The 15,163-nt window shown below is 67.6% G+C and carries 16 protein-coding genes; 9 read left to right on the forward strand and 7 right to left on the reverse strand.

Translation table 11 applies throughout. The features are described 5' to 3' along the window. The first annotated feature begins 128 nt into the window (after positions 1 to 128). The 3 genes from ACZ50Q_RS15190 (at position 129) to ACZ50Q_RS15200 (ending at position 1,848) form a co-directional block, all read left to right on the forward strand. Positions 129 to 458 carry a four-helix bundle copper-binding protein gene (locus ACZ50Q_RS15190; RefSeq protein ID WP_076520937.1) on the forward strand — a complete coding sequence of 110 codons (330 nt, stop codon included), beginning with the start codon at positions 129 to 131 and terminating at the stop codon, positions 456 to 458. Between the two features lie 75 nt (positions 459 to 533). Next, complete coding sequence (locus ACZ50Q_RS15195) at positions 534 to 875, forward strand: ElaB/YgaM/YqjD family protein (RefSeq protein WP_464078851.1); 342 nt, start codon at positions 534 to 536, stop codon at positions 873 to 875. 82 nt (positions 876 to 957) lie between these two features. Continuing rightward, a complete protein-coding gene (locus ACZ50Q_RS15200) occupies positions 958 to 1,848 on the forward strand; it encodes an SDR family oxidoreductase (RefSeq protein ID WP_464078852.1) in 891 nt (296 codons plus the stop codon). A gap of 53 nt (positions 1,849 to 1,901) precedes the next feature. On the opposite strand, the gene ACZ50Q_RS15205 is transcribed toward ACZ50Q_RS15200, so the two are convergent. Together ACZ50Q_RS15205 and ACZ50Q_RS15210 are read right to left on the reverse strand one after the other, a co-directional pair. Beyond that, positions 1,902 to 2,525 (reverse strand): DUF4142 domain-containing protein, encoded by a 624-nt coding sequence (locus ACZ50Q_RS15205; RefSeq protein ID WP_464078853.1) that lies wholly within the window; start codon positions 2,523 to 2,525, stop codon positions 1,902 to 1,904. 33 nt (positions 2,526 to 2,558) lie between these two features. Then, positions 2,559 to 3,149, reverse strand: a complete 591-nt coding sequence (locus ACZ50Q_RS15210; protein WP_464078854.1) for a hypothetical protein — start codon at positions 3,147 to 3,149, stop codon at positions 2,559 to 2,561. 150 nt (positions 3,150 to 3,299) lie between these two features. Here ACZ50Q_RS15210 and ACZ50Q_RS15215 point away from each other — a divergent pair, with 150 nt between their 5' ends. Together ACZ50Q_RS15215 and ACZ50Q_RS15220 are read left to right on the forward strand one after the other, a co-directional pair. Then, on the forward strand, positions 3,300 to 3,596 hold the full coding sequence (locus ACZ50Q_RS15215) for a hypothetical protein (protein ID WP_092575832.1): 297 nt from the start codon (positions 3,300 to 3,302) through the stop codon (positions 3,594 to 3,596). 9 nt (positions 3,597 to 3,605) lie between these two features. Beyond that, the gene (locus ACZ50Q_RS15220; protein ID WP_464078855.1) at positions 3,606 to 3,908 is read left to right on the forward strand and encodes a DUF378 domain-containing protein; all 303 of its coding nucleotides are present in this window, start codon (positions 3,606 to 3,608) and stop codon (positions 3,906 to 3,908) included. Positions 3,909 to 4,023: 115 nt separating this feature from the next. Here ACZ50Q_RS15220 and ACZ50Q_RS15225 read toward each other — a convergent pair whose 3' ends face one another. Beyond that, positions 4,024 to 4,239, reverse strand: a complete 216-nt coding sequence (locus ACZ50Q_RS15225; RefSeq protein ID WP_092575828.1) for a hypothetical protein — start codon at positions 4,237 to 4,239, stop codon at positions 4,024 to 4,026. A 237-nt stretch (positions 4,240 to 4,476) separates the two neighbouring features. Here ACZ50Q_RS15225 and ACZ50Q_RS15230 point away from each other — a divergent pair, with 237 nt between their 5' ends. Then, positions 4,477 to 4,851 carry a hypothetical protein gene (locus ACZ50Q_RS15230; protein ID WP_076520945.1) on the forward strand — a complete coding sequence of 125 codons (375 nt, stop codon included), beginning with the start codon at positions 4,477 to 4,479 and terminating at the stop codon, positions 4,849 to 4,851. A gap of 49 nt (positions 4,852 to 4,900) precedes the next feature. On the opposite strand, the gene ACZ50Q_RS15235 is transcribed toward ACZ50Q_RS15230, so the two are convergent. Further along, positions 4,901 to 6,286 (reverse strand): sigma-54-dependent transcriptional regulator, encoded by a 1,386-nt coding sequence (locus ACZ50Q_RS15235; protein WP_464078856.1) that lies wholly within the window; start codon positions 6,284 to 6,286, stop codon positions 4,901 to 4,903. A 258-nt stretch (positions 6,287 to 6,544) separates the two neighbouring features. On the opposite strand from ACZ50Q_RS15235, the gene ACZ50Q_RS15240 reads away from it, so the two are divergent. Both ACZ50Q_RS15240 and ACZ50Q_RS15245 read left to right on the forward strand, forming a co-directional pair. Then, positions 6,545 to 7,462 (forward strand): sigma-54-dependent transcriptional regulator, encoded by a 918-nt coding sequence (locus tag ACZ50Q_RS15240; RefSeq protein ID WP_175493074.1) that lies wholly within the window; start codon positions 6,545 to 6,547, stop codon positions 7,460 to 7,462. A gap of 156 nt (positions 7,463 to 7,618) precedes the next feature. Then, complete coding sequence (locus tag ACZ50Q_RS15245; RefSeq protein WP_464078857.1) at positions 7,619 to 9,064, forward strand: RNA polymerase factor sigma-54; 1,446 nt, start codon at positions 7,619 to 7,621, stop codon at positions 9,062 to 9,064. 107 nt (positions 9,065 to 9,171) lie between these two features. Here ACZ50Q_RS15245 and ACZ50Q_RS15250 read toward each other — a convergent pair whose 3' ends face one another. The 3 genes from ACZ50Q_RS15250 to ACZ50Q_RS15260 form a co-directional block, all read right to left on the reverse strand. Then, on the reverse strand, positions 9,172 to 9,534 hold the full coding sequence (locus ACZ50Q_RS15250; RefSeq protein ID WP_464078858.1) for a hypothetical protein: 363 nt from the start codon (positions 9,532 to 9,534) through the stop codon (positions 9,172 to 9,174). A gap of 128 nt (positions 9,535 to 9,662) precedes the next feature. Continuing rightward, on the reverse strand, positions 9,663 to 12,659 hold the full coding sequence (locus tag ACZ50Q_RS15255; RefSeq protein ID WP_464078859.1) for a PAS domain S-box protein: 2,997 nt from the start codon (positions 12,657 to 12,659) through the stop codon (positions 9,663 to 9,665). 64 nt (positions 12,660 to 12,723) lie between these two features. Next, on the reverse strand, positions 12,724 to 14,004 hold the full coding sequence (locus ACZ50Q_RS15260) for an MFS transporter (RefSeq protein ID WP_464078860.1): 1,281 nt from the start codon (positions 14,002 to 14,004) through the stop codon (positions 12,724 to 12,726). A gap of 121 nt (positions 14,005 to 14,125) precedes the next feature. Between ACZ50Q_RS15260 and ACZ50Q_RS15265 the strand changes: the two genes are divergently transcribed. Continuing rightward, a complete protein-coding gene (locus ACZ50Q_RS15265; protein WP_076520951.1) occupies positions 14,126 to 15,025 on the forward strand; it encodes a LysR family transcriptional regulator in 900 nt (299 codons plus the stop codon). Positions 15,026 to 15,163 lie beyond the last annotated feature (138 nt).

Raw genomic sequence — 15,163 nt, forward strand, 5'->3', positions numbered from 1 at the left:
GAACCTTCATCCTACGGCGACAGATCCACGGGAAAAACAGTCAAGCCCTTCAAATTGCAAGCGGATGTGCCGGCTGGCGCACCGCCTCTGGCTGTCCGGGCGGCCGCCGCCGCTCACAAGGAGATGCAATGCGAGACCCAAACTTCGAGCAATGTGTGCAAGCCTGCTATGAGTGCGCGGTGGCGTGCGATGCGTGCGCCGCCGCCTGCCTGCAGGAGGACGCGACCGCCATGAAGCAGTGCATCGGACTGTGCACGGATTGCGCCGCGATTTGCCGCCTGTGCGCGGCGATGCTGGGCCGCAATGGCGAGTTTGCCCATGCGCTGTGCACGCCGTGCGCGCAGGTCTGCGATGCCTGTGCCCGGCAATGCGCCGCGCACGACGCCGAACACTGCAAGATCTGCGCCGGCGCCTGCATCGCCTGCACGCTGGCATGCCGAGATATGGTCGAGGCGTAAGCCTCGTCCCGCCTAGCGGCCGCCCCGGGCCGGTCCGCGCTGGCGCATTTTCCGCCCGATGATCAGGAGCTTTCGATGGCCACGACGAATACCCCCATGCCTTCCGACTTCCCCGAGAACGGCCCCGACAATCGTGGCGCCTACAGGCGCTCCCGGCATCCGGAAAGCTGGATCGACGAGCTGGAAGCCACGCTCAGCGATAGTTCGGCGACGGACCTGGAGGCCTTGAAGGCGCGCTTGAGCGATCAGCTCCAGGCCACGCGCAGAAGCCTGCGCGACGCGTCTGACAACGCCCATGACCTGATGCGTGAAACGCTGGATTGCACCGAGGAATACATCCACGCACGCCCCTGGCAGGCGGTCGGGCTGGTTGCCGGCGCGGCCTTTCTGCTGGGCGTGATCGTCGGCCGCCAATAGGCCGCGGGGCGGGCCGCCGGGAACGGCGTTTGCTCGATGCTCCCATGCATGGCGCATCCCGCGCCGCCCAATGGGAGATCACATGAGTACACCCAAAAGCGCCCAGACCGGCGACCGCCCGCACCCCACCCCGCCCATGCCCGGCCAGCACCTGGACGAGCAGCCCGGTGTCGAAGCCGACATGGTGCTCAAACCGCAGTACCAGGCGCCCGGCTACCAGGGCAGCGGCAAGCTGCAGGACAAGATCGCGATCATCACCGGCGGCGATTCCGGCATCGGCCGGGCCGTCGCGGTGCTGTTCGCGCGCGAGGGCGCGGACGTCGCCGTCGCCTACCTGGACGAACATGAAGACGCCCGGGAGACCAGCCAAGCCGTCCAGGCGGAAGGCCGCCAATGCCTGCTGATTCCCGGCGACGTGCAGGACCCGGCGTTCTGCAACGAAGCCGCCGCGCAGGTCGTCAAGCATTTCGGCAAGCTCGACATCCTTGTCAATAACGCGGCCTATCAACAGCACACCGACACGTTGCCGGAGATCACCGACGAAAAATGGGACAGGACGCTGCGCACCAACATCACGGCCTATTTCTACATGGCGCGCGCGGCGCTGCCGCATCTGAAGGCCGGTGACGCGATCATCAACACGGGGTCGGTCACGGGCCTGAACGGCAGCGCCGCCCTGCTGGACTATTCGGCGACCAAGGGCGCCATCCACGCCTTCACGCGATCGCTGGCCGCCAATCTTGCCGGCCAGGGCATCCGGGTGAACGCCGTGGCGCCAGGCCCTGTCTGGACGCCGCTCAATCCGGCGGACCGCAGCGCCGAGGCCATCAAATCATTCGGCGCAAAGACCGACCTGGGCCGGCCCGCCCAACCGGAAGAAATTGCGCCCGCCTATGTGTTTCTGGCCTCGCCGCAATGCGCCAGCTACATCACCGGCATCGTGCTCCCCATCACGGGAAGCGCGGGCGACTGAACGCCCTGCCCGTCCCGGCGGTCCGATTCCGCCGTGCCACCTCGCCGTGCCGCCTATTTTTGCGGCACGACCGAGGCCGGCGCCTCGCGGGAAGCCGGCGAGATCGCGGGCGCCTCGCCCTTGGGCGCGGGCTGGATCTTGTCCCCGTGGCCCGCGGGTTCCCCCATGAGGGTCCGGCTCATGGCGTAGTGGTCCCTCAGCATCGGCAATGTACGGGCCGCGAATTGCCGGACCTGCGCATCCTCCGCTTCCTTGGCCGCCGTGTCGAACAGCCGGTTGGCGATCGCATGCGCGTCCAGCGCCGCTTTTTCGACGTACAGCTGGTCGAACGCGGCGCCCGTCATCCCGCGCAGCCGCTCCAGCGTGGCGCGGTCCGGTTCGGATGGCTCATCCGGAAGCGACACGTTCTTTGCCGCAGCCAGGGCCTTGAGCTCCTGGTTGACGGCCGCATGCTGCGCCCGCATTTTTTCGGCAAACGCGCGCACCTGCACATCCTTGGCGCGCTTTTCAGCCAGCGCCGCGGCCTGCACTTCGAACAGGCCCGAGCCCGCGGCCGCCTGCAGGAATCGCGCATCGGACGCCGCCAGCTCCGCGGCCAGCGAGGTCTGCCCCGCCCCGGCCAGCATGACGGCGGCAACAACCCATGCGGCAATGGAAGATATTCTGAGTCGTTTCATCGTGGTGTCTCCAGGCGTGGCGGGCGGCGAGCCTCATGGGGCCGTCGTCGGCGCCTCGACGGGCCGTGGCGGGTCCAGGGGATCGAAATCCTGCCATTTGCCGTCCTGCCAGCGCCCGTTGGCGCGTTCGATGTCCGTGCCGCCCGCCGCGCGCAGGATCTGGCGCGCCTGCGCCTCGCGGCCCACATCCACATGCAGGGCCAGCATCACGCCGGCCTGACGCACCGGGGGATGCGAGGCGGCCGGTGCGCCCGGCGCGGTCCGCACCCGCTTCTTGCGGCCCACCACCCACATGGCCCCCATCAGCGCGCCGATATAGGCGCCCACGCCCGCGGCGGCAATCGTGATGAAGATGGACGCGGCCAGGCGCGCCGCGATCAACCCGGCCAGCAAGGCGAATACCAGACCCAACAGCGAGGCGCCCGCGACCGCGCCGAAATGGCCGCCCTTGGCGTCCGGATCCGCCAGCCGGTCTCCGCCCAGCGGATAGCGGCCGTGCTCGCCCGCGATGCTGACGTAGAACGTATGGACGTCATCTTCGGTATAGCCCTCGGCGAACAGCCTGCGGGCGGCCAGCGTGGCCTCGTCGAAGGTCTGGAACCGTGCAGCGACAATCAAGGACATGGCAGTCTCCCGCGTGTGAATGTCCTTCAGGGAGCAACTTCCATACCCGGCCCGCCGCGCCCGCGGCACGGCGCTTGCTGCAAAACCGGGGCGAATCGATGGCGCGCGGATCCCGCGAACGCCCGATGCCGTCCCTACCTGGAGACCAGCATGCCCCGTATTCCCAACACCGATTTGCCCGACGACGACAGCGGCCGCCCGGATCTCGGCCCGAGCGATTCGTCGGATTCCGCCAGCGACCTGCCGCGCAACCGCGCCCACACCGACAGCGATGCGCAGGGCACTGGCGAACGCGAAAGCGTGGAGCCGGACCTGCCCGATGAAGACGGCGCCGACGTCGCGCCGGACCGCGTCACCGATGCGGATGAGGCCGGCATTTCGCGGGATGCCCCCGACCCGGTGCGCAACGGCGGACAGGCGGACGATGCGCGTGGCGCCGGCCGGTGAGGCAGGACGATGGAGATTTCCCGCAATGAGGATCCGAGTGCCCAGGACGACGTCCCGGATGCCGAGCCCCAATCCGGCGCCGAGGGGTCGCGGCGCGGCCTTTCCGTGCTGGATTGGTCGGCGCTGATGGCGTTGGTGGCCGGCGGCCTGAACTGCGGCCTCATCGCCGCCGTCAACCTGGACGTGGCCGCCAAGCTCCTGCCGAATCCAACCGCTGCGCGGGTCGTGTACGGCGTGGTCGGGCTGGCGGCGTTGCATTGCGTCGTGCTGCTGTTCCGCCTGGCCGACGAGGCGCGGGATGCGCCAGGCTAGGCGCCCCGCCAGGCTCCCTGCTACACGGGCTTGCGGTTAGGCGCCCCGCTCTACGGACTTTGGGCCAGGCGCCCAAGCTCCCGGCAGCCTGCGCCGCAGCGCAGGCCTGCAACCTTCAGTTCCCGTCCGGCCGCTTGCCCGGGTACTGGCCCCCCTCTTCGAATTCCGCCCCTTTGCGATTGGGCGTCTTGTCCGACTCGCGCTTGTAGGGTTGTTCTCCGGGCGACGGCTTGTCCGCGCCGAATTGGCCGCTCTGGCGGGCCGCCTCGGTGTCGTCCTTGGGCGTATTGGCCTTGGATTTTGCCGGCTGTTGTTCGCTGTGCGTGCTCATGATTCATCTCCTGGATACGCGCCCGGCCGCCACTGCGGCCCGGCGAACCTGCATGCGCAAGCGGCGTGCCTGACGCTCCCTGGCGCTGACCCGCGCTGACCGGCGCGGACAGCCAAAACCCGGCAAACCTCGGTCAACCCGGCCAAGCCAGGCAAATCCAGGCAAACCCAGGCACGCCGCTTGCTCTGTCCCTATCGGGTCCGCGTGCAATCGGACCAACTACCCAAGGAGTCAGTCATGAAGCTGTCCAAAACGATTTGCCCCGCTTTTGCCCTGTGTCTGTCCGCCCTGGCCTTCTCGGCCACCGCCCAAACCGGCGCGGCCGGTGTGCGCACCGACGACCAGATCGACAATCAGTACAAGATGGACAAGAAACAATGCGACGGGATGAAGGGCAACGCGAAGGACGTGTGCCAGCAGCAGGCCGAGGCGACGCGCGACAAGGCCAAGGCGGACGCCAAGGCCGCCAAGGAAAAGGCTGAGGCCTCGCATGACGCGGCCAAGGCGCGCAACGATGCCGACTACAAGGTCGGCAAGGAAAAATGCGACGCCATGTCCGGTAATGCCAAGGACGCCTGTATGGCCGACTTGAAGACCCGCTACAACAAGTAATCAGGCAGCGGCCTGCCAGGCAGGCAGGCCGTTTTTTCAGGCGATTTTTTTAGGCAGATTCCCGGGCGGCGTTGCCCGGCCGGGAATTTTCGCCCGGCAGCGTGTATCCCGCCGCGGCGTACTCTTCCAGGCGGTTGTACAGCGTCTTGGGACTGATGCCCAACACGGCGGCCGCCTGCTTTTTCACGCCATTGCATCGCTCCAGCGTGGCCAGGATCAGGCGCCGGTCCGCTTCGGCCAGGGTCTCGCCGACGGGCACGCTGACCTGACTGCCCGCCGTCTCGCCCGTGGGCGACACCTGCGGCACCAGCATTTCCAGATCCATCACGTCGCCATCGGCCATGATGAAGGCGCGCCGCACGAAGTTCTTCAGCTCGCGCACATTGCCGGGCCATTCGTACTGCCCCAGGGCCGCGGCGGCCTCGGGCGAGAATGCCTTGTTCTTGCCGGATTCCTCGTTCAGCGTCTGCAGGAAGCGTTCCGCCAGAAAGAGGATGTCGCTGCCGCGATCGCGCAAGGCGGGCAATTCAATGGGGAAGACGCTCAGCCGGTAGTACAGATCCTCGCGCAACTTGCCCTCTTGGACGGCCTGCTCCGGGTTGCGGTTGGTGGCGGCAATGACCCGGATGTCGCAGGCAATTTCCCGATTGGTGCCGACGCGCATGAACTGCCCGGTCTCCAGGACGCGCAGCAGCTTGACCTGCAGGTCCAGCGGCATTTCAGTGACTTCGTCCAGGAACAGCGTCCCGCCGTCGGCGCGCTCGAAATAGCCCTTGTGCTGGCGGTCGGCGCCGGTAAAGCTGCCGCGCTCGTGCCCGAACATTTCGCTTTCGATCAGGTTGGGCGAGATCGCCCCGCAGTTGACCGCGATGAACGGCCGCTGGCGGCGTGGACTGAGCTCGTGGATGGCATGCGCAGCCAGCTCCTTGCCGGTGCCGCTTTCGCCGATCAGCAAGGTGGTGACGTTGGTGGGCGCCACGCGCCCGATCTGGCGGTACAGCTCCAGCATGCGTTCGGATTTGCCGAACAGCTTGCCGAAGCGTCCAGGCTCTTCGAACGGGGTGCCGGGCATTTCGCCGCCCGAATTGGCCATGATGCGCTTGAGGATTTCCTCCAGGCGCTCCATGCAGATGGGCTTGACCAGATAGTCCGTCGCGCCCAGGCGCAAGGCCTGGACCGCGTTGTCCACCGTGCCGTGGCCGGTCATCACCACGACCTCGGCGCTGTGCACGGCGACGTTCTTGAAGATGTCCATCCCGCTGCCGCCCGGAAGGCGGACGTCAGTGAGCACCAGATCCGGCGCCTGTCGTTCGAGCTGGATCATGGCGTCCTTGACGCTGGCCGCCAAGGCCACTGTAAACCCGCTCTCGCGGCCGATTTCGGCCAATGTTTCGCGTATCGCGTCGTCGTCGTCAACGATAAGCAGGTGAGGCATGCTATCTCCGTTTCCCTTGCATAACCCTGAGGATAGTCACTATGGGGGCGGCCGGCGCAAATATTTGCCCGTTTCCACCAACGTTTTCGATTACTTGCAACTCGTCGCAATCTGAGCGGGGTCCGCCCTCTACGATGAGCCTGTCACAGGCCCGATTGGGGACTAGGAATCAGCATGGCCACTCGTAACACCGCCACACGAAATACCGCGCCGCCCGCACTTTCTGCTTTTGCCGACACCAGCGGCATGTCGCCGCAGATGCGCAAACTGGGCAACCAGATCGCGCTGGCCGCGGCCACCGACGCAAGCGTGTTCATTATCGGCGAAAGCGGCGCCGGAAAGGAAATCGTCGCCCGCGCCATCCATGAAGCCAGCGAGCGCCGCGACCAGCCTTTCGTTGCGGTCAATTGCGGGGCGATCAGCGGCTCGCTCGCCCATGCGGAACTGTTCGGCCATGAGAAAGGCAGCTTTACCGGCGCGGTGTCCCAGAACGCCGGCTATTTCGAGTACGCAAGCGGGGGCACGCTGTTCCTGGACGAAGTCACGGAAATGCCGCCCGACATGCAGGTCCACTTCCTGCGCGTGCTGGAGGTGGGCACCTATCAGCGCGTGGGCGGCACGGACCTGCTGCGCGCCAACGTGCGCGTCATCTGCGCCAGCAACCGGGACCCGGCGGCGTCGGTCGCCGACGGCAGGCTGCGGCAGGACTTCCTGCATCGCCTGCTGGTGATACCGCTGCGCGTGCCGCCGCTGCGCGAACGCGGCGACGACGTGCTGCTGCTGGCAAACCAGTTCCTGGATACCTTGAACGCGCAGCACGGCACGCAGAAAACCTTTTCCCCGCACATGCTCGAGGCGATCAAGGCGCACGACTGGCCGGGCAACGTCCGTGAATTGCGCAACGTGATCCAGCGCGCCTTCATCATGGCCGACACCCAGCTCGATGCCGACCTGCTCTCGCGCAACCGCGGACCCAACCAGGCCCAGCTGCGCGACGGGTCGCTCAACTTCCCCGTGGGGATGCCGCTGGGCCGCGCGCAGCGCGAATTCATCCTGGCCACCCTGGCCCATCACGCGGGGGATAAGCGCCTGGCGGCGGAAACCCTCGGCGTCAGCCTGAAGACCCTGTACAACCGGCTGGACATCTATGAAAAGGATGAGCCCGAGGCCGCTTGAGCAGTTCTTACCGTCCCCTTGTAATACTGGCCCAGCACGGCGCGTTCCCGACGCGCCGCTGCCCCGAGAGCAGACCTGGCACGATCTTTGCATCTATTGATGGGATGAGCCGCTTTCCGGCGGCTGCCCCTTCAGGAGACTCGATTGGGCCACCCAATGCAAGAACTTCGCCTGCGCCAGCAAATGACGCTTGCGCCGCGTCTGCAGCAATCCGTCAAGCTGCTTCAGATGTCGGCGCTGGAGTTCACCACGGCCGTGCAGCATGCGCTGGCGAACAACCCGTTTCTCGAAGATCCAGACGATTCGGAGCCTGAGGCCGCCCCGGCCGCGCCCGGCGCCCAGGGCGACACCGTCACGTTCGAAAGCCAGCCCGCCGCCGAGCCCGACAGCCCGCCCGAACGCACCGACGCCGATGAGCTCCCGCCCGATGCGCCCGCCTATTCCGGCGACTATCCCACCCATGCGCCCAACGGCGGCGAAAGCGACCTGGGCCAATGGGCCTGCGCCAGCGTCTCCATGCGCGAACGCCTGTCCAACGAGCTGGGTAACTATCACCTGCAGCCGCGCGACCGGATGCTGGCCGAATTCATCATCGACGCGCTGGACGATGACGGCTATCTGCGCATGCCCCTGACCAACCTGTGCCACGCCGCCGATGCGGACATCGACCCGACGCCGGACGAAAGCGAGTGGACCGCCGCCCTGCGCCTGGTGCAGCAACTGGACGCGCCCGGCATCGCCGCCCGCGACCTGCGCGAATGCCTCACCCTGCAACTGGCCGCGCTGCCCGACGAGGACGACGACGACACGCGGGCCCTCGCCCAGCGCATCGTGCAGGAACACCTGGACCGCCTGGCCAAGAACGATTACCAGGGCCTGCGCCGGGTGCTGGGATGCTCCGACGACGCCCTGCGCGAAGCCAGCGCGCTGATCCGCCGGCTGGATCCCAAGCCGGGCGCGCGCTATAGCGGCGAGACCCCCATCTATGTCGTGCCGGATGTATTCGTGGACAAATGGCAGGGGCGCTGGCGCGTGCTGCCCAATCGCAGCGCGATGCCGCGCGCGCGACTGCACAGCGCCTACGCGGACCTCTTTCGCCGCGCCCGCCTGGACGACCGCAGCCCGATGGCGCAGGAACTGCAGGAAGCGCGCTGGCTGGTGCGCAACGTGGAGCAACGCTACACGACCATCCAGCGCGTGGCCGAGGCGATCGTCAAACGCCAGCAGATGTTCTTCGAATACGGCGAGGTGGCCCTGCGTCCGCTGATGCTGCGGGAAGTCGCGGACGATCTGAACATGCACGAATCCACGGTGTCCCGCGCCACCGTCAGCAAATACATGACGACGCCGCGCGGCGTCTTCGAATTCCGCCACTTCTTCTCGCGCGAGCTGGCCACCGAATCGGGCGGCTCGTGTTCGGCCGCGGCCGTGCGCGCGCTGATCAAGGAGATGGTCGAAGCCGAGGACCCCTGCATGCCGCTGTCGGATGTGGCGCTGACGCAGCAGCTCGCGTCCAACGGCATCCTGCTCGCGCGCCGGACGGTGTCCAAGTACCGCGGGCAACTGCGCGTCCCGCCCGCCGAACTGCGCAGGCAGCATTGAGCGGCGCGCGGCGCCCGCATTTCGCGCCGCCGCGGGATCAAAAAAAGGCTTCCTCGCGGAAGCCTTTTTGCTGGCGGGTTGCCCCGCTTGCTGGATTACTTGCTGGATTACTTGCTGCCGCCCGTGTTCGGGTAGCCCGGCGCGGGCGTGGCGCCGGCGGCAGGCGTCGCCGGCACGTTGTCATTGGCTTCGCGCTTGCGATTCGGCATCTCCGATTGATGCTTGCCCGAACTCATGTGGCCGCTCTTGTCCAGCTTGGGCGGCGTCGTGGCCGTATTGGGCGCGGCATTCGGCGCCGGCGGAATCGTGCCCGCAGGCACCTTCGTGTTCGGCGGCACCGCGGTGCCATCGTTCGGGGTGTTCGACGGCGAGGTGGTGACGCTCCCGCCCGTCGATTGGGCCATCGCCCCGCCGGCGGTCGCCAGGCCGGCAATCAATGCAAACGCGCAAGTCATGGCACGGTATTTCATAACAGACCTCCTAGGTTGAATTGCATCCTCCTAGTCGCAAGCCCCGTGCCCGCCTTTGCCTGCCGCCCGCCCCGCGCAGTAGTTCGCGAGGCAGGGCATTTTTTACCTGCCTTTGCAACACTTGACCCCTAGGCCGCCCGTTGCGGCCCGGCGCTCGCCTCCAGCATGCGTTGAACCCGCTCGCCCAGCGCATCCAGCGAGAACGGCTTGACGATGAGCTCCATGCCCTCTTCCAGGAAACCGCGCGTGCTGGCCGCGCTTTCCGCGTACCCCGTCATGAGCAGCACGCGCAGGCCTGGATGCGCCACGCGGGCGGCGTCGGCCAATTGACGGCCGTTCAGGTTGGGCAAGCCCACGTCCGTCACCAGCAGGCTCAGGTTGCGCGTCGACGTGACCAGTTCCAGCCCCGCCTCGCCGTCGGCCGCGGTCAGCACATGCAGGCCCATGTCGACCAGCGACTCCCGAACCATCTCGCGCACGTTCGTGTCGTCCTCCACGACGATGACGAACGCCTGGCCGGGCGAAGCCGCCTGCGCGCCGGTCGCGGACGGCGCCTCGGCCGGCAGTTCGGGCTCGCCCTGATGGCGAGGCAGGTACAGCCGAACCGACGTTCCGACGCCCTCCGCGCTTTCCAGGAGCGCGCTGCCGCCTGCCTGCTTCGCGAACCCGTAGGTCATCGACAGGCCCAGCCCCGTGCCCTCGCCCAGCGGCTTGGTCGTGTAGAAGGGGTCGAAGGCATGCGCCAGCACGTCGGGCGACATGCCGCAGCCCACGTCCGAGACCGACACTTCGACAAACGCCCCGGGGCCGATCCCCGTACGCTGGCGCGATGACGAGTCATCCAGGTGCGCGTTGGCGGCGGCCACGGTCAGCACGCCGCCATTGGGCATCGCATCGCAGGCATTGATGACCAGGTTGAGCATGGCGTTCTCGAACTGGTTCTTGTCGCAGTTGACCGGCCAAAGGCCCGGCTCCAGGTCGAAGACCAGGCTGACGCGCTCGCCGGTATAGCGATGGAACAGATCCGTCATGGAGTGCAGCGCGGCCTCGACGCTGAACGGCTTGGGGTCGATCGGCTGGCGCCGCGAAAACGTGAGCAGGCGCTGCGTAAGATGGGCGGCGCGATTGGCCGAGTCCATGGCCACGGTGATGAAACGCTGCGCCTGTTCCGGCACCCCCGCGGCCAGCTTGCGCTGGATGAGGTACAGGGCGCCGGTGATGCCCTGGAGCATGTTGTTGAAATCGTGCGCGATCCCGCCCGTCAGGCGGCCGACCGCCTCCATTTTCTGCGCCTGGCGCAGCGCATTCTCGGTCTCGGCCAGCGCCTCGGCCTGCGCCTTCAGGTCCGAATCGTCGCGGCCCGCCAGATAAAGGCTGTCCTGCGACCACGACATGCTCCACGTGATCCAGCTGTAGCCGCCCGCGCGCTTGCGCACGCGGTTTTCCAGATGCCGCACGGACTGCGCGCCCGGGGGCCGGTCGGCCAGCGACCAGGCCGCGCGCGTCGCGTCCAGGTCGTCCGGATGGATCAGCTCGGTCAGTCCCATGGACAGGAACTGGTCGGGGCTCCAGCCCAGGATGGGCAGCACGGCCGGGTTGACGCTGACAAAGCGCCCCTTCGTGTCGATGACGGCCAGCAATTCCGGCGACAGGCGCCAGATGCGGTCGCGCTCGGCGATGGCATGCTCCACCCGTTGTTCCAGCATGCGCGAATACTGCGAGCGCTCGACCGCGTCGCACATGCGTTCGGCCACTTCTTCGATGAAGGCCAGGTCGCCCGGCTTGAGCCGGCTGCTGGACAAAGGCCGCACGACCAGCGCGCCGCCTTGCCGCGCCCAGCGGCGCATCGGCACCACGATGGCCGACGGACGGATCTCGCCCCCTTCCTGGGCCAGCAGCGGTTGCAGATAGGTGGTGCGCCCTTGGCGCACCGCCTCGTAGAACTCGTCGCCCAATTGCCCGGGCGCCAACGCGTCCTGCCGCGCCAGGTCGGCGTCGGACCGCCAGCACGTGGACACCACCGGCGCCGCGCCTTCGCCGGCCCAGTCCAGCACGGCGACCAGGCCCAGCGACAGGTGCTGGCCCAAGGCCTCGCACGCCGTCTGCTCGATGGCCGCCTGCAGATGCAGCTCGCGCATCCGGTCGCCCAACGCCAGCAGGAAATTCTTGCGGTGCTGCCCTTCCCAGAGCTCAGACTCGGCGGCCTTGCGCGCGGTCACATCGAGGAACAGCGCCATGATCCGGTCGGCGTCGACCTTGCGGGCCCGCGCTTCGTACCAGGCATCCTTGGGCGCGGGCACGGCAAACTCGAACTGGATGGGGTCACCCGTTTCAACCACCTGCGCGAAGGTGTCCAGAATCTGGCTGGGAACCCCGGGAATCATCTCGCGCAGCGTATGGCCCAGCGTGTCGCCTTCCTGCATGCCGCTTTGGCGTTCGAAGGCCGGATTGACCTCCAGGAAGCGGAAGTCGGTGACGCGGCCCGCGTCGTCGCGCAATGCCTCGGCCAGGAAAAACGCTTCCTGCATGCCGTCGAACATCGCCCGCCACCGTTCGCCGCTGTGCCGGAGCGCAAGATCCATCCGATGCCGTTCGATCGCCAGCGCGGCGCTGCGCGTGACGAGCGCGATCGCGTCGATGTCCTGGGCGGACGGCTGGCGGCATTCTTCGTAGTAGTTCGAGAAGACGCCAAGCAGCCGCCCGTCCGGCGACTTGATCGGCGTGGACCAGCAGGCGCGCAGGCCATGGGCCAGCGCAAGATCGCGCCACGTCGCCCACCGCGGATCGGTGGCGATGTCATCGACGTACACCGGGTTGCCGGCGTGCGCGGCCGCCCCCCACGATCCCGCCAGCGGGCCGACCGGCACCCCGTCCACCGCGGCATTGAAAGCGTCGGGCAGGCTGGGCGCGGCGCCATGCCGCAGCACCATCCCCGGGTCGTCCGCCAGCGCGATGGCCGTGCGCAGTTTCACGCTGGACTGCGCCTCGACGGCGTGCAGCACGTGTTCAAGCACCTGCCGCAGCGGTACGCCAGCGGCGATGCGCTCCAGCATGATGCGTTCATCTTCCAGACGAGCAAGCGTGTCGGTCCAGGGGAGGGACACGCGGTCTTGCTTGGTCAACATGGTTCCCCCTATCGCAGATCAGACTGTACGCGATAGGGACCTACTTGGCGAAACCTCTGTAACGTCAGGCCGGACCGGCGACGCCGGCGGCCGCGTGCCGCCGGCCGGTGCGCCAGGCCAGCCCGGCGCTGATGGACAGCGCCACCGCCAGCAACCCGCCCGCCATCGCCGCCACGCCATCCCAGCCGGCGGCGGTCCAGAAATGTCCGCCCAGCGCCCCCAGCACGCTGGACCCCACGTAATAGACCAGCAGGTACAACGAGGCCGCCAGCGCCTTGAAGCCGCGCGCCATCTGCCCGACCCAGCCGCTCGCGACCGCATGGGCGGCGAAAAAGCCGAACGTGAACACCACGATGCCCGCGATCAGCAGCGGCAGGTAATCCGACAGCGTCAGCAACAGACCCGCCAGGGCCAGGCCTGTGGCCGCCGACAGCATCGCGCCGCGTCCGTGGCGGTCGGCCAGCCGGCCGAAAAACGTCGATGCGAAAATGCCGACCAGATAGACGACAAAGATGAAGCCGATAAAGGTCTGGCTGAGCGAGAACGGCGGCAGCAGGAGACGAAAGCCCACGTAGTTATAGACCGCCACAAAGGCGCCCATCAGGAGCCCGCCCATGGCGAACAGTCCGCACAACGGCCCGTTCTTCAAATGCGCGCCCGCGCCGGCCCGCACGTCGCCCCACACGCCCGCCCATCCCTGCCCGCGCCGCGGCGTGAAACGGCGCGATGCCGGCAGGAGCCACACAAAAAGCATGGCCGCGACGATGCCCAGCAATCCGAGCGTGCCCATGGCCGCGCGCCAGCCGTAGTGGTCGGACACCAGTCCGGTGATGACGCGGCCCGACAGGCCGCCGAATGCGCTGCCGCTGATGTACAGGCCCATCGCGAAACCCAGCGTGCCGGGCTCGACCTCTTCGGCCAGGTAAGCCATGGCCACGGCGGGCACCCCGCCCATTGCCACGCCCTGCAGCGCCCGCAACGCAAGCAGGCTGTGCCAGTCGGGCGCGACGGCGGCGATGGTGCCCAGGATGGCCGAGGCGAAGAGCGACAGCGCCATGACGCGCTTGCGCGGCAGGGCTGCCGAAAACAGGCCCACAAAAAATATCGCGATGGCCAGCAGGCCCGTGCACAGCGACAGCACCAGGCTGCTTTGGGCCGCCGAGACGTTGAACGCCCGGGTGTAGATCGGCATCAGCGGCTGCACGCAATACAGCAGGGAAAAGGTGGAAAAGCCGGCGGCGAACAAGGCCCACTGGGCGCGGCGCAGTCCGGGCGTGCCGCGCGCCAGATACGTCGACGGCGCGGCGTCGCGTTCGGTTGCGGGACTTGAGGAAGGGGTAGACATCAGGATTCTCGAATGACAACGGGCAGCAAGCCCGTAACGACAAGGTAGACTCTTGCCCTGCATATGTCCAATATATGAAACTGCACCTGTGCATATTTAAAAACGATGGACTGTTGAAACGATGGAACTGCGCCACCTGAGATACTTCACCGCCGTCGCAGAGGAACTGCACTTCACGCGCGCCGCCGCCCGCCTGGGGATCGGCCAGCCCCCGCTGAGCCAGCAGATCCAGCAGTTGGAACGCGAGATCGGCACGGCGCTGTTCCTGCGCCTGCCGCGCGGCATCGCGCTGACCGAGGCCGGGGCGCAGTTCCTGGAAGACGCGCGCGCCATCCTGGCCAGCGCCGACCGCGCCGTGGACCTCGCGCGGCGGCTGGGTCGCGGCGAACGGGGCGCCATCACCGTGGGCTTTACCGCGTCGGCGGTGTTCCATCCTTACCTGCCGCGCGCGATCCGCGCCTTCCGCGACCGCTATCCCGACGTGCGCATCACCCTCACCGAAAGCAATACCCTGACGCTGCTGCGCGGCCTGCGCGCGGGCGAGGTGGATGTCGCCTTCGTGCGGCCGCCCTACGTGCTGGACGCCGAGTTCGAGTCCGAACGCGTCCTGGACGAGCCCATGCTGATCGCCCTGCCCCCCGACCACGCGCTCAGCCGCAAGCGCGCCATCCCGATCGCGGCGCTGGCCGCGGAAGACTTCGTGCTGTATCCCCGTCCCATCGGCGCCGGGCTGTATGACGCCATCCAGTCCGCCTGCCAGCGTGCGGGCTTTGCGCCGCGCGTCATCCAGGAGGCGCCGCAGATGGCGTCGATCGTGAGCCTGGTGGCGGCGGGCGTGGGCATCTCCATCGTGCCCGCCGCCATGCGCCACATGGGCGCGCAGGGCATCGAGTACCGCCCGATCAAGGGCGACGCGCCGCACGCGCTGCTCGACATGGCCTACCGCCGCCACGACCGCTCGGCCGCCGCGGAGAACGCCGTCCAAATGCTGCGGCGTCTGGCGCATCCGGAATCCGCCTGAACCGCGCCCCATCCCCCCGCAAGTTGCGGTATCGCCCTGTCGCGTTTGTCATTTTCTGTAAACCGGCCGGACGGGGCCGGCGATAGACTCACGCGCTTGCCGCAATGCGTCCCCGTGGGGACGCTCCCGCCCCCCACT

This window comes from Achromobacter sp. T5-5 (assembly GCF_055397965.1).